At 43.2% G+C, this 14,183-nt stretch carries 10 protein-coding genes, 1 tRNA gene and 1 other annotated feature; of the genes, 2 read left to right on the top strand and 9 right to left on the bottom strand.

Annotation, left to right across the window (positions count from 1 at the left end):
* Positions 1 to 21 precede the first annotated feature (21 nt).
* The 8 genes from T515_RS14930 to T515_RS14895 form a co-directional block, all read right to left on the bottom strand.
* Positions 22 to 93, bottom strand: a tRNA-Glu gene (locus tag T515_RS14930).
* 193 nt (positions 94 to 286) lie between these two features.
* Positions 287 to 1,612, bottom strand: coding sequence for a 3-phosphoshikimate 1-carboxyvinyltransferase (gene aroA / locus T515_RS14925; RefSeq protein WP_036612946.1), 1,326 nt, complete (start codon positions 1,610 to 1,612; stop codon positions 287 to 289).
* On the bottom strand, positions 1,612 to 2,250 hold the full coding sequence (locus T515_RS14920) for a cytidylate kinase-like family protein (protein ID WP_036612945.1): 639 nt from the start codon (positions 2,248 to 2,250) through the stop codon (positions 1,612 to 1,614). Before T515_RS14920 ends, aroA begins: the two co-directional genes overlap by 1 nt.
* 112 nt (positions 2,251 to 2,362) lie before the next feature.
* Complete coding sequence (locus T515_RS14915) at positions 2,363 to 3,178, bottom strand: ABC transporter ATP-binding protein (RefSeq protein WP_036612944.1); 816 nt, start codon at positions 3,176 to 3,178, stop codon at positions 2,363 to 2,365.
* Positions 3,171 to 4,124, bottom strand: coding sequence for an ABC transporter permease (locus T515_RS14910; RefSeq protein WP_036612943.1), 954 nt, complete (start codon positions 4,122 to 4,124; stop codon positions 3,171 to 3,173). Before T515_RS14910 ends, T515_RS14915 begins: the two co-directional genes overlap by 8 nt.
* 195 nt (positions 4,125 to 4,319) lie before the next feature.
* Positions 4,320 to 5,420, bottom strand: coding sequence for an ABC transporter substrate-binding protein (locus tag T515_RS14905; protein ID WP_036612942.1), 1,101 nt, complete (start codon positions 5,418 to 5,420; stop codon positions 4,320 to 4,322).
* 277 nt (positions 5,421 to 5,697) lie between these two features.
* Positions 5,698 to 5,945 (bottom strand) — a binding site (T-box leader).
* A gap of 144 nt (positions 5,946 to 6,089) precedes the next feature.
* The gene (locus tag T515_RS14900; RefSeq protein WP_036612941.1) at positions 6,090 to 6,974 is read right to left on the bottom strand and encodes a hypothetical protein; all 885 of its coding nucleotides are present in this window, start codon (positions 6,972 to 6,974) and stop codon (positions 6,090 to 6,092) included.
* Positions 6,975 to 6,999: 25 nt separating this feature from the next.
* Positions 7,000 to 8,031 carry a sugar kinase gene (locus T515_RS14895; RefSeq protein ID WP_036612940.1) on the bottom strand — a complete coding sequence of 344 codons (1,032 nt, stop codon included), beginning with the start codon at positions 8,029 to 8,031 and terminating at the stop codon, positions 7,000 to 7,002.
* A 130-nt stretch (positions 8,032 to 8,161) separates the two neighbouring features.
* Here T515_RS14895 and T515_RS14890 point away from each other — a divergent pair, with 130 nt between their 5' ends.
* Together T515_RS14890 and uxaC are read left to right on the top strand one after the other, a co-directional pair.
* On the top strand, positions 8,162 to 9,190 hold the full coding sequence (locus T515_RS14890) for a LacI family DNA-binding transcriptional regulator (RefSeq protein WP_036612937.1): 1,029 nt from the start codon (positions 8,162 to 8,164) through the stop codon (positions 9,188 to 9,190).
* 50 nt (positions 9,191 to 9,240) lie between these two features.
* A complete protein-coding gene (gene uxaC, locus T515_RS14885) occupies positions 9,241 to 10,656 on the top strand; it encodes a glucuronate isomerase (protein WP_036612934.1) in 1,416 nt (471 codons plus the stop codon).
* 174 nt (positions 10,657 to 10,830) lie between these two features.
* Here the strand turns inward: uxaC and T515_RS14880 are convergent, their stop codons facing one another.
* Positions 10,831 to 13,443, bottom strand: coding sequence for a hypothetical protein (locus tag T515_RS14880; protein ID WP_155988402.1), 2,613 nt, complete (start codon positions 13,441 to 13,443; stop codon positions 10,831 to 10,833).
* Positions 13,444 to 14,183: the final 740 nt, after the last annotated feature.

The raw sequence follows: 14,183 nt of genomic DNA, 5'->3' as shown, positions 1-14,183 counted from the left end.
AAGTAAATTAAGTTTTCAAAGTGACGGATCCGGGAATCGAACCCGGGATTCAGCCGTGAGAGGGCTGCGTCTTAACCGCTTGACCAATCCGCCATTTGTGTTCGCGCTTTATGCGACTTGAATAATTTATCAGAGAGCCGCATGAATGTCAACATTATTTTGATATTACATTTAGTTATCGCTTAGGATGACGATATAACGCTGTGTTCACTCTTCTGATAAAAATCAACCTCCCAGCATATATGAGTTATATGCAGAGAGGTTATAAATTCCCTATGCTTAGGAATCAAAGCTTCCCAAGGTCCTCGTAGAATGTGGGATAAGAGATATTGATACAATCTGCATCTCTTAGAGTCACTTCTGTACTCCCTGATCCTGCAAGTGCCAGAACAGCGAAGGTCATGGCTATGCGGTGATCCTTATGGGTGTCTATCTCTGCCGAATTAAGAGAAAGAGCACTGCCCTGTCCTTCGATGATCATACCGTCCTCTGTTTCCGAGGCTTTGATACCAACCTTTCCGAGACCGTCAACCATAACTGCTATACGGTTTGATTCCTTTACCTTAAGCTCAGCTGCGTCCCTGATATAAGTTTTTCCGGAAGCGCCTGCTGCCACTGCTGCTATAACAGGAAGCTCGTCAATAAGTCTGGGAATAAGGGAACCGCCTATTTCTGCACCGTGGAGCCCCTCTGTGTATCTCACATGAATGTCTGCAACATCCTCGGAGCCTGAAAGTCTTTTGTTCTCAAATGTGATGTCTGCCCCCATACTGAGGTATGCTTCGATGATGCCGTCTCTTGTAGGGTTGATGCCGACATTCCGTATTATCACATCAGATCCGGGTACCAGAAGTGCTGCGGATATAAAGTAAGCCGCAGAAGAAATGTCTCCCGGAATCTCCAAAACCTCCTTTGGGGCAACCAGTTTATCACAGTGTTCAATGCTTATCTCTGCTCTTCCATCCGGAAGTTTACGAGTGGAAACATTAGCACCCAATGCAGTGAGCATACGCTCGCTATGGTCTCTTGATAATGCAGGCTCAATGACTGTAGTTGTTCCGTCGGCATAAAGACCTGCCAGAAGTATGGCTGACTTCACCTGTGCGCTGGCCACGGGAGATTCATAAGTTATGCCGTGAAGAGGCTTTCCGTGGATGTGTAAAGGTGCACAGTCATTACCGCGGACCGAAGTGATATCTGCCCCCATTTCACCGAGGGGTTTCATGATACGCTTCATGGGACGCTTCTGTATACTTTCATCTCCAGTAAGCTCTGAGTCGAAATTCTGGGCAGAAAGAATACCGGAAATTAGTCTCGTTGTGGTACCTGAATTTCCGCAGTCCAGAGTGCCGTTGCAGGCATTAAGCCCCTGCAGACCCTTTCCGTGGATGGTTACTTCAGTCTCATCTTCACTAAGTTCTATATCTATTCCGAGATTTCTAAAGCATCCTATGGTGGAGAGGCAATCGGCTCCGTTCAGAAAACCTTTAACATGTGTTGTTCCTTCGGAAAGTGCTCCAAGCATTACTGCACGGTGGGAAATGCTTTTGTCCCCGGGAACGGTGAGCTCCCCGCGGAGTGGTCTTGCAATGCCATTTACAGTCTTGTTCATCAGTCGATAAATCCCTTCATACGTAAGTAGTCTTTCATAAGTCGTTCCATGTCGTCATATTCGATGCGTGAAGCATTGATCATGAGGTCGTAGCAGTCGGGATCCATCCAGTCATGTGCAGTATAGTACTTATGGTACTTCTTGCGCTCGTTGTTGATCTTTCTGATACGTTTAACAGCCTCGTCTCTTTCTATCTTGTCGTAGTCCATGGCACGCTTTATACGTGTTTCCTCATCGGCATAAACAAAGAAATCGACATGGTCTTCCATTTTTGCTTCTGACAGAATGAAATTACTGCAGCGTCCGGCGATGATACAGGTTTCGTTTGCTGCTATCTCTCTGATGACATCTGCCTGGAATCTGAAAAGGTTTTCCGGAGAAACGATGTTCTCATCAAGCTTAGGGCTTGAGATGTCCGGTGTCAGATGTGACACGATTTTGTAGAGAATGTTATTGCCGGCTTTTTCATCAGCCAGACGGAAATACTGTTCACCGATGGCTGCACGCTCTGAAGTCAGCTTCAGAATATCATTGTCATAAAAGTGAATGCCCAAATCCTCAGCAAGACGCTTGCCAACTACACGTCCGCCTGAACCATACTGTCTGTCGATAGTGATGACAAAATGTTTTTTGATCATAACTGCCTCCCGTTTTGGAATCTTAATGATAGTTTAAGTATAACTAAACAGAAGTCCCATTACAACAAAACGGGACTTCTGCACTAAGCTAATTTATTATTGTTTTTATAACTTATACCCCTTCTTTTGTGGAAAGCAGGATTCTGTCGTTGTTTAATGCCTTTCCTGCATTTTCTTCGAATTTATTCAGAAGGTCGTTGATGGTCATGTGGGAACGTTCCTCTCCTGCTACATCGAATACGATGTTTCCGTTGTTCATCATAAGGGTGCGGTTTCCCAGTTCCAGAGCCTGGTTCATGTTGTGGGTTACCATAAGGCAGCTGATGTTACGTTCTTTAATGATTTTCTTTGTGAGATCAAGTACCTTTGCAGCTGTCGAAGGGTCAAGAGCTGCAGTGTGCTCATCAAGCATCAGGAGCTTTGGCGTAACCATGGTGGCCATGAGAAGTGTCAGAGCCTGACGCTGTCCTCCTGAAAGAAGTCCTACAGGGGTATTCATTCTGTTTTCAAGACCCATATCAAGAAGTGAAAGCTGTTCTCTGAATTTATCTCTGTCACTCTTTGAGACATGGCTGAAAATACCTCTCTTGTGCTCACTGGCACGGAGGTATGCCACAGAAAGGTTCTCCTCTATAGTCATATGAGGAGCTGTTCCCATGAGGGGGTCCTGGAACAGACGGCCTATATAGCGGCTGCGGGTGTGCTCCGGAGTAAAGGTTATATCCTCTCCGTCCAGCTCTATGAAGCCGGAGTCTGTGTAGAAGGAACCGGCAATGGCATTGAACATGGTGGACTTTCCGGCGCCGTTGGAGCCGATGATGGTGGCGAAATCTCCATCATTAAGTTCCAGGTTAAGGTCGGTCAATGCCTTTTTCTCGTTGACTGTTCCTGTGTTGAAAGTTTTGAAAACGTGTTCTATCTTAAGCATCTGCCTTGTCTCCTCTCATGTTTTTTCTTTCCTGGAAGGCTTGCATCTGCTTATGCTTGAAGGCAATGAGCTGCTTTGCCCGTGGCGCTGCGATGGCGATGGCAACGATAACTGCGGAAACCAGTTTGAAGGCCTCTGTAGGGACATTGAGACGGAGGGCTATGGAGATGATGAAACGGTAGAAACAAGAACCTACTACCATTCCCAGGATTCTGAACATCATCCTTCCTTTTCCCATGAGGGTCTCACCGATTACAAGAGAAGCAAGAGCGATGGTGACCATACCTGTTCCGAGATTGATATCACAGGTCTTGTTGTACTGTCCGATGAGGCAGCCTGCGAGACCGGTCAAAGCATTGGAACAGCAGAGACCTACTGTTATGGTGAAAAGCGGGTTTATGGATGAAGCACGTACCATGGCCGGACTGTCTCCTGTTGCACGGATTGAGAGACCAAGGGTCGTTCCCAGAAACCACTTGATAAGGAAACAAACTGTGACCACTATTGCTGTAAGAAGTATGAGGCTGCACCAGTCTTTCCAGAAGCCTGATGAATTCAGATTCTTGAAGATAGAGAAAATGGTATCTGTGCCGAAGATGGAGACATTGGAACTGAAACCCATGACCGCGAGATTTACGGTGTATAGTCCTGTGTTCACTATGATTCCTGCGAGAATGCTTTCCACTCCGAACTTTGTCTGAAGAAGAGCTGTCACATATCCGGAGCAGATTCCTGCCAGCATTGCAGCGGGAATCGCAAGGAAAGGATGTCCCGCTATGGTGACGATGGCGCCAACTGCGCATCCCAGGGTATAGCAGCCGTCTGTGGAAAGATCACAGATGTTCAGGATTGAGTAGCTGATAAAAAGAGAAAGAGCTACAAGGGAATAAATGAGTCCCACCTCAAGTGCGGTGCGGATTATGCCTGCTGTTAAAAAGCCAGTCAATGGTGTTTCCTCCTAAAACTTACTGATACCAACAAAAGGGCTTCCCGATGTGTTATCCGGGAAGCTGCTTTGTCATTTGTTAAGACATAATGAGCTAAACTCTGTATGTCTTTAGTATTATATTTCACATTCTTTTGATATTAAAGTACTCTTCGACATATACCTGAGGGTGATGACGAAGGATGATTTTATAAATCACTTTGAGAACTCCTGCTCTGTCTTTGTCTCCACAACCTGTGTGCAGAGTGGTCCGATGGAGCTCTTTACATCCTCAAGCTTAAGACCCAGGGCCTCGCAGGTATCTGTGTTGACAGTAGCGATACCGTTGTCAAATGTCTGAACCGGGAATGTAGAGGTGTCTCTTCCGTCTACAAGTATCTCTGCCACCATATCAGCGGTTGCTGTGCCGAGATTTGCGTAATCAACACCGTAACCCATGAAAGCACCGTTAAGTGCAAAGCTGTCTGCGCCTGCATAGTGAGGAATCTTTGCATCCAGGAACTTCTCGTAGATTCCGAGCTCTGCCTGCTGGATGGTATTGTCGGTAGGTGTAAATACGGCATCAACACCTTCAGCTACGAGAGCGTCTGCGGCAGCCTGAACCTCATCAGTCTTGGTTCCGGTCTTCTCGATGTACTTGATGCCCTTTTCATCAAGATACTTCTTTGCATCTGCTATAGGCTGCTTGGAAGCATCCTCTGAGTTTGAGTAAAGAAGACCCACATAATCGGTGTCGGGATTTACTGCAAGCATCAGGTCCATGATGGCATTTGTATTAAGCGCATCCGATGTTCCGGTAATGTTTGCTCCCGGAGTATCCATGGAAGAAACAAGGTTGGCTGTTACAGGATCTGAAACCGCTGAAAATACTACAGGGATACCCTTATCTTCTACTGCAGCCTGAACCACCTGTGCAGCCGGTGTTGCGATAGGAATGATCACGTCTACTTCATCTGAAATGAGTTCACTTGAAATCTGGTTAAGTACACTGGCATCACCCTGACCGTTGAAGGTGTAATCCGCATAATTGAAAGTAACTCCCATGCTGTCTGAAAGTCTGTCAAGCTCAGAGGCAACATTGTCCTTTATCTGATTGAGAGACGGATGATCCATGAAAAGGACTATACCGACTTTGTATTCTTTCTTATCAGTGGAATCTTGAGCTGTACTATCTGCCGAAGCTTTTGTGGTTTCTGCGGCTGCCGTTGTGGATGCAGGTGTTGAGCTTCCGCCACAAGCCATAAGTGATGCTGCCATAAATGTTGCCATAGATGCTGCGATTAACTGTTTCTTCATTTGTTTTTCCTCCAATTTTGTTACGTCAATTTGTAATGATTCGTTTTTACTGGAGCGCCATTGTGATACTAGAGAAATATAAGTCCTGCGGATTGCTTCGTTGCTACGCAACTCCTGCAATCCTAACAGGAATCTCGAATCCGCGCTATCGCGCTTATTCTCGATTTCTGTTGTCGTATCAGATGTCTGTAAATACTTGCAAGCGAGCTTGCAGTATTTACAGCCGCCTGATACTGGACTTATACACTAAAAAAGCCCCATACAGAGATTACTCTCCGTATGAGGCGAATGTTTAAATCCGTGGTACCACTCATATTACCTTTAAATAAAGGTCACTTTTCACATACCAGCATATGTGCTGCCTGATAACGGTGCAGAACCCGTTGCCGCATACTTGACTCATGATAAATGTCTTTCTGAGCACCCTCCAGAGGCCATTCACCTATCCGCACGTACTGCAATCCCACCACCTGCAGCTCTCTGAAACGATAAAGATAAACTACTTCTCTCTGTCATCGGTTTTTGTTATTAATTTAAAGGTACTTTAGCACGTTAAATCAAAAGTGTCAACACCGGGCGGAATTATTTTTTTACGCCGAAACTTTACCTTCTAAAATGTATCCAATATAGCTTCGGCGAAATCTTCTGTCTTGTCTAAACTTTCATGAATCAGTCCTTCTTTGTATAAGTGATCCACTCTCCGTCCTGGTTAAGCATCAGCTTATCTCCCTCGATGGTGTATTCGATTTTGTCGCCGCCGGAAGTCGGAATTAATTCACAGCTTCCCCAGAGGACCTCTATATCGTCCTGTATGCTGAGAATACCCGTGTGATCCTCATTAAGTGTGACAGAGTACTCACAGGATACCTTATTACCATCAAGCTCTTCTTCGTAAGTTCTGGTGTATCTGCCGGGCACGTGATCATACATGGTCTGTGGCTTGAAGTCATCATAGGATATTGAGTTGATAAGGTCTGAAATACAATCGCTGACAGCTGTATCCTCACCATCTTCTGCATGGGTTGTTATGTCGAAAAGAAGCACGCCTCCGTTGTATTCTCCTGCGATGGCTGTTTCACTGAGACCTGAACCGCTTTCTGTGCCATCAAGTACACGCCAGTAACCCCATTTGTCTTGGGTTCCGGGGAAGAAGCTTTCGATTCTTGTGATATTATCAGGATCTCCCCAGGATTCTGTAATCTCTGAAAGGACTTCCTCAGGCTGTTTATCTTTAACGTAGCTTATCTCCACAAGATTTGATCCTGAGGACTCTCCTGAATATACAAAACCTGTGATGTCATTTCCTTCATTTACGGTGAAGTGATTCTTGTCATACTTTACTGACCATCCGTCCTTACTCTCGTAAACAACTGTTGCTGACTCTTTTTCTTTCTCTTCGGCGGCGATTGTTTCTGCTGCAGTGGATTCTGAAGTTTCGGATTCCGCCGGAGCTTTAGTGGTTGCTTCCGGTGTTTGTGAACTTCCGCATGAGCATAATGCCAATGCTGTCAATGCCAGCGCTGTTCCTGTAACTATTCTTTTTTTAAGTTTCATATTTGTCCCCCTCTGACAATATATATTATCTGTTCATCTCACTATGGAAACCTGTTGAGTAGTGATCCTCTATTACGGCATCGATTTCCTTAAGATTACTCTGCGGCAGATCTCCCGGAATGGTGTTCTTCATGGCAGATGTGGCATTGCCATACTTCACTGCTTCCTGTACGTTGCCGCCTGAACTTATGAGTCCGTAAAGAGCACCTGAGATATAGGAATCTCCGGAACCGATTCTGTCGACTACGTCAATGTTCTCATAAGGCGGTTCCTCGAAGAACATATCTCTTTCCGCATCATAAGCCAGAGAACCGAAGTCATGACATTTAGGACTGTGAACTGTTCTCTGAGTTGCAAAAACAGCCTTTATCGGGAAGTCCTTTGTGAAGCTTCTTATCATGTCGTGACAGGATCCCTTTTTATTGAATGTGAGCTGCGCTGTAGACTCCGAGCAGAAGAAAATGTCTACATAAGGAAGTATCTCCAGGATGGTGTCTCTAGCTTCATCTCCTGTCCAGAGGTTTCCCCGGAAGTTTACGTCAAATGAAATAAGTGCACCGTTTTCTTTGAATTTCTTTATGGCTTCTATGGAAGTTTTCCTTATCTCCGGTGAAAGCGCCAGTGTGATGCCGGAGGTGTGGAAGCATTTGGTATTCTTATAAACTTCCGGATTTATCTCCTCAGGTGTTATGGAAAAGAAGCTGGAATTACGTCTGTCATAGATGACCTGGGGTTTACGGGGATAAGCTCCGTACTCATAGAAGTAAACAGCCACTCTTGCATCCGGAGAGTTGTCATAGATAAAAAAGTCATCGGACACACCATAGCTTCGGATGGTTCCCTTCATAAACTGACCGAGATCATGTGAAGGCAGCTTGGAGATGATTCCTGTGTGAAGTCCGAGAAGCGATGCTCCGACGGCAACATTAAGTTCTGCACCACCGACGTTTTTTTCAAATACATCACTTCTTGCTATACGTTCATTACCGGGAGGTGAAAGTCTAAGCATGAGCTGTCCCATGGTTACAAGGTCAAAAGAACGATTTGGAAAATTCATGATTCTGCTCCTTTGTGTGATGAAAACACTTTTCTCAAAATTTCGTTAATGCATTGATTTTATAACACGAGTTGGTTATAATCAAGCTAAAATGTAACCGCTTACAGATATTTAAAAAGGATATAAATTAATGAACATTTACGACATATCAAAAGCAGCGGGTGTTTCCATTGCTTCCGTATCAAGAGTTATCAACGGAGCAGATAATGTTTCGGAAAAAACCAGAAAAAAGGTCATGGACATTATCGACGAGTACGGATATACGCCCAATGCTTATGCACGGGGGTTGGGCCGTGGTTCTATGAAGACCATCGGAATCATGTGCTCCGACTCATCGGATATATATCTTGCCAACGCCATCTACTATCTTGAGACGGATCTCAGAAAGAATGGCTATAACTCTATACTGTGCTGCACAGGTTATGATCTTGAAACAAAGAAAGCGAGCTTTGAGCTTTTGAAATCAAGACAGGTTGATGCCTTTATCCTTGCAGGCTCAAAGTATGTGGAGAAGAATCCCGAGGATAATCAGTACATCATTGATGGGGCGAAGGAACATCCTGTTATGATGGTAAACGGCTGTATAGAAGCTGATGGAATCTATTCAGTGAGAAGTGACGATAAGGGCGGCATGAAGGATGCCTTTGTACAGCTTCATGAGTCAGGGGCCAGGAAAACAATATACGTTTATTCCAGTGACAGTTTTTCCGGAGAACAGAAAATCGAAGGAATAAAAGCCGGGGCGAAAAAGTGCGGTATCCCGGAGGAGAATCTCCGCATTGTCAAGGGAAAGAAGTCCTACGGTGAAATAGCTGAGCTTCTCGCCGCTGAATACGAGAAGGAGGCATTTGACTCTATCATAGCTTCCTCGGATACCTCAGGTATCGGCGCGGTAAAATTCGCTGTCAGCCACAAATTACGTATTCCTGAGGATATACAGATAGTCAGTTACAATAACTCAAAGCTTGCCGAAGCATCAACCCCGGAGCTTACCAGTGTTGATGCAAAGCTTGAGGAGGTCTGCCAGAAGACCTGCGATTCGCTTATGAAGCTTTTGAATGCTCCTCTCGATGAGAATGGTGCTGCCGCTAAAGTTTCAGTGCCAAATAAAACGGTGGTTAAGACCAGACTTGTAAAGAGATCTACGACCAGATTTTGATATCGGATGACCGATTTCAAATATATATGATGCTTATGGAGGTAATTATAATGAAACCATTTATGGACAAGGACTTTCTGCTTTCAACAGATGTAGCAAAGCAGCTTTATCATGACTATGCCGAGAATACTCCTATTCTCGATTATCACTGCCATATCAACCCTCAGGAGATCGCTGAGGATCGTCAGTTTGATAATATCTTCCAGGTATGGCTGGGAGGCGACCACTATAAGTGGAGACAGATGAGAACAAACGGTGTTCCTGAGGAGTATATCACAGGTGACAAGTCTGATCGTGAGAAGTTCCAGAAGTGGGCAGAGACCATGCCTAAGCTTATCGGAAATCCGCTTTATCACTGGTCTCATCTTGAGCTCCGTAAGTATTTCGGATATGAGGGATATCTCAACGGAGACACAGCCGAGGAGGTTTGGAATCTCTGCAACGAAAAGCTTCATCAGAAGTCTATGTCCGTAAGAAACATTATCAAGGCTTCCAATGTTACTCTTATCTGTACAACAGATGATCCTGTCGACACTCTCGAGTGGCACAAGAAGATCAAGGATGATCCTACATTTGATGTTCAGGTTCTTCCTGCATGGAGACCTGACAAGGTTACAAACATCGAAAAGCCTGAGTTCCCTTCATACATGAAGAAGCTCTCAGAGAGATCAGGCATCGAGGTCAAGGACTTTGCATCTCTTAAGGAGGCTCTCAAGAACCGTCTTGATTTCTTCCAGTCTATGGGCTGCCTTGTAACCGATCATGCTCTTCGTTATGTTATGTACGCTCCTGCTGCAGATGCAGAGGTTGATGAGATCTTAAAGAAGGGTCTCAAGGGCGAGAAGCTTACAGATCTTGAGTGCGCAAAGTACAGAACAGCTGAGATGCAGTTCCTTGCAAAGGAGTACAACAAGAGAGATCTGGTATTCCAGATTCACTTCGGCTGTATCCGTGATAACAATGCTGATATGTATGGAAAGCTTGGAGCTGATACAGGTTTCGATGCAGTTGACAACTACGCTCCTGCTGACCAGCTTGCAGCATTCTTCAATGCTCTTTCAGCTACTGACGAGATTCCTAAGACCATCCTTTACTCACTGAATCCTTGTGATAACACAACCATCAACACCATCTGTGGCTGTTTCGTTAAAGCTCCTGTACAGAACCGTATCACTCAGGGTGCTGCATGGTGGTTCAATGATCACAAGCAGGGCATGACAGATCAGCTCATCAACTACGCTAACCTGTCAACACTTGGAAACTTTAACGGAATGCTCACAGACTCACGTTCATTCCTCTCCTACACTCGTCACGACTATTTCCGTCGTATCCTTTGCGAGCTCATCGGCGGCTGGGTAGAGAATGGTGAGTATCCATACGATAAGAAGGCACTTGAGGAAATTATCAAGGGTATCTCTTACAACAACTCTGCAAGATACTTCGGATTTAATCTTGAGCAGTGCTAAGAGCTTAGGATGATGTGTTAAGCGGTAAAACCTGACATCGAATCATTCTGCTTAGAGTGATCTCACATATATCAAAAATAAAAATCAAGAAACTCCCCTGTGATGAACTTCTGTCAGGAAGTCGTTACAGGGGAGTTTTATGTCAGCGGATTTTTTTAATGGATTAATCTAAAATCAGCCGGTTTCCTGCCTCATTGATCCACCGCCCATTTGTGCAAATGAAGATGTTCCGTCAGCGCCTACATTAGATGCCGGAGATAATCCTTCTGTTGCTGATCCTGTAAAATCATTACCTGCTGATAGCGCTGCCATTCCGATTTCAGCACCCATTACGGTATTATGTGCTTGCTCTTGAGTAGGTGCTTCTGCTTGAATAGGTGGAGCCATCTTCTTGCCGAGAACAATGAATACCAGGTTTCCGGTACCGTTTCCTACCGGAATAAGCAGTTCTCCATCAGTAAGGCACTGCACAGTCACAACCTTATTGTTATTAAGGAGTATTTCATAGAAATTACCTACAACAACATTTGCCTGTACAGGAACATTGACATCTGATGAAGTTGTGTTCTTGAACAAAGCATCAAGGCTGATCTCACCGTATACGATAACATTATCGGAACTGAGGCTTAATCCTTCCTGAGCAGGAAAATAATTTATGGCTGTTGACAGATTAGCTATCGGCTTAAGTACATCAAGAAGATTTGCCTCTATTGGATTTCCTAAACTGTCTTTTAAGGGTTGTGTGACAGCATTATTTAATAAAAGGATTTCCTGATTAGTTTTCTGTCCGAGATTAATGGTTACGTTGTTCAAATTCTGACCGTCGCTTCCAGAGGATGATTCGTTATCAGAACCTGAGTCGTCATTGTTAATGGGGATATCCGGGTCGGATTTTTTACGTGATGCATCCGGGATATCTATGGTGATATTTGTTCCAGAAGCTATCTTTAAAGACCAGGTTCCGTCTGATAATTTTGTTGCTGTAACACCTTTAGGAGTTGTAATTGAGTTGATTTCATAGTTGGTGGCTGGAGAAATAATGATCTCTGTATAAGCAGTTTCCTCTCCCTTCTGACCTAACCACTCTGCACCATCGTATTTCTTTAATCCACTGTTACCCTTATCTGCAGTAATGTTTTCTCCGGTTACTATGGAAATTGAAAAATATTCTGTTCCGGTAGCCTTATCCACTACTTTACCGCCATAATTGTATACAGTACCGGTATTCTTCTGTATAACACCATTTTCATAATTGGCAACAATACCTGTATTTGAATTGTTTTTTACTTCTCCTGTGTTTTTAAGAACCGTACCTTTATTGGTCTCTACGAAACCTCCGTTCTGATTGATTTTACCATTGTTGTTTTCTACTATACCTTTGGATGCAACTTTCCCTTTGCTGTTAAGGGTGGCTGCACTGTTGACATCTATAGTTCCGTTATTTATTACAATGGTGCTGTTGTTTGTACGTACTATGGCTCCGGAAAAATCATCCGGAAGTTCCAAACTGTTTTTTTTCAGATCAGCTTCAATGTTTTCGGCATCATTTTCACCTGCATTGAAATATAATTCTGAATTATTATTTTCGATTATGCCGAAATTGCCGTAGTTTTCATCTTCATCATATCCAACGGTAGCACCTTTGTTGTTATTCTTTATGGTGCCTATGTTGATATCTACTCCGCTAACATCTTCAAAATTAGGGTTATTGTTATCGATTGTGCCGGCGTTTATGTCTACCATTCCGGCGTTATTAACTATTTCACCGGTTGCATCATTTACATAAACAAAACCATCGTTTTGGATGACTTTACCGGTATTTTTGTCGATTTCACCTATATATATAGTTCCATCGTCATCTTCATAAGACATGTTGTTATTTACGGTTCCGTTGTTGGTTTCAATATAGTCAAGGTTATAATCTATAATTCCGTTGTTGGTTTCAACATAATTGAAGTTATTATCTATGCTTCCGTTGTTGGTATCTACTTCATAGAAATTTGAGCCAATTTGACCGGTTTCCTTTTTGTTTTCTATTATCTTGCCATCATTGTATCCGACTTTGCCGTAATTATTCTTTATGGAACCTTCATAAGCATTGTATGAGACGTTACCGTAGTTATTTTCTATGGAACCTGTGTAACCATTTATTTCTACTGAGCCTTTATTATTTGTAACTTTACCGTTGTTTAATTCGATATTGGCGTTGTTGTTTTTTATCTCTCCGCCGGTATAGTTTTCTGTGAGTGAATCGATTTCTGTGGATTTATCAAAATAATATTCGATATCATAACTATCGTCTGGACCTGCATTTTTTCCAAGGTCAGAATTATTATTCTCTATGTATCCATGGTTTACGGATGTGTTTTCAAATTCATCCTCATCGACAAAACCTTTGTCTGTGCCTATGTCACCGTTGTTGTTTTTGATTTCACCAAGGTTGATACCTACGTAACCGTCATTATTATCGATGGTGCCGGTGTTGACGTCCACAGAGCCTTTTTCGTTATTGTTAGTAACAGATGAATTATTATTTTGGATGCTTCCCCCAGATTCTGACGTACCATTATTGATGACCGTACCGTTATTATCAGTGATGATACCTTCATTTGTACCCAGGGTTGCACCTTCTTCAACCTCATCCACATTATCTTCATTGGTTTCGCTGCTGTGATCACCGCTGATTTTTTTACTTTCCACGTTAGCCAAGGCAGATATCGGTACATGCGAAATGGTGAGGGTCACCGCCGTTAGCAGCGTCACCGTCTTTTTTAATTTTCTCCTCATACTTACTACCTATCTTTCTAAAATGATGCATCATATAAAGGCGGAGTTATAAAATGAAGTGGATAAAAATTGCCTTTACATAAATCAGTTCACGTACTGCTTTGTTGTCATGTTTTATAAAAATGACAACAAAATAGCTATATCATCACCTGTATATCTCGACGCTTTTTTAACAGGGAATAAGAGAAGTTATGAAATCCAACAAAGTATTTAATTGGACAATAAAAGCGCGGTCTTTAGAACCGCGCTTAGAAAATGTATCTAGTGAGTTACGATGATTTAAGATGCAGCAGGTGTTAAAGGTGTAGCCTGAAGTCCTACAATTACGAAGTTAAATGGGTTGCCGTTTTTGCTTCTGAAAATTGGGAGATCCAGGAAATCATCCTCTCACATCCTGACTTGAACTATTACGTTATTGTTTTATTCATCAATGTTAATTAATATTAAAGAACTTTGATTAATAAAATACTCAAACTTCCCACACCCAAAAGGTGTGATGCACCTTGAAAACTCTATACATTAGACAAATAAAAAGGCATAGGTCACTTTCAAATAAGGTATAATGAATTTACCACAAAACATTTACCAAGAAAGGACTTACGCCATATGCATATCTTACCACAAGGACAGCACTCAGAGGAAGAAATTAATTGCTCAGTTTCGGATTTTATTTCAACCTTTAAGGTAGGTAACTTACTCCGTAAATGCAATGCCGAAAAGCAAAAGGGAATCCCTGTAAT

It is taken from the genome of Oribacterium sp. P6A1 (assembly GCF_000702885.1).
Classification (GTDB): Bacteria; Bacillota; Clostridia; order Lachnospirales; family Lachnospiraceae; genus Oribacterium.
Note: the sequence above shows the minus strand (reverse complement) of the source record. Positions and strands in the feature narration are given on the sequence as shown.

Excerpts from the sequence above, each read along its gene's own strand:
- aroA (WP_036612946.1), bottom strand. The coding sequence starts at position 1,612 with ATGAACAAGACTGTAAATGGCATTGCAAGACCACTCCGCGGGGAGCTC.
- T515_RS14920 (WP_036612945.1), bottom strand. The coding sequence starts at position 2,250 with ATGATCAAAAAACATTTTGTCATCACTATCGACAGACAGTATGGTTCA.
- T515_RS14915 (WP_036612944.1), bottom strand. The coding sequence starts at position 3,178 with ATGCTTAAGATAGAACACGTTTTCAAAACTTTCAACACAGGAACAGTC.
- T515_RS14905 (WP_036612942.1), bottom strand. The coding sequence starts at position 5,420 with ATGAAGAAACAGTTAATCGCAGCATCTATGGCAACATTTATGGCAGCA.
- T515_RS14900 (WP_036612941.1), bottom strand. The coding sequence starts at position 6,974 with ATGAAACTTAAAAAAAGAATAGTTACAGGAACAGCGCTGGCATTGACA.
- T515_RS14895 (WP_036612940.1), bottom strand. The coding sequence starts at position 8,031 with ATGAATTTTCCAAATCGTTCTTTTGACCTTGTAACCATGGGACAGCTC.
- T515_RS14890 (WP_036612937.1), top strand. The coding sequence starts at position 8,162 with ATGAACATTTACGACATATCAAAAGCAGCGGGTGTTTCCATTGCTTCC.
- uxaC (WP_036612934.1), top strand. The coding sequence starts at position 9,241 with ATGAAACCATTTATGGACAAGGACTTTCTGCTTTCAACAGATGTAGCA.
- T515_RS14880 (WP_155988402.1), bottom strand. The coding sequence starts at position 13,443 with ATGAGGAGAAAATTAAAAAAGACGGTGACGCTGCTAACGGCGGTGACC.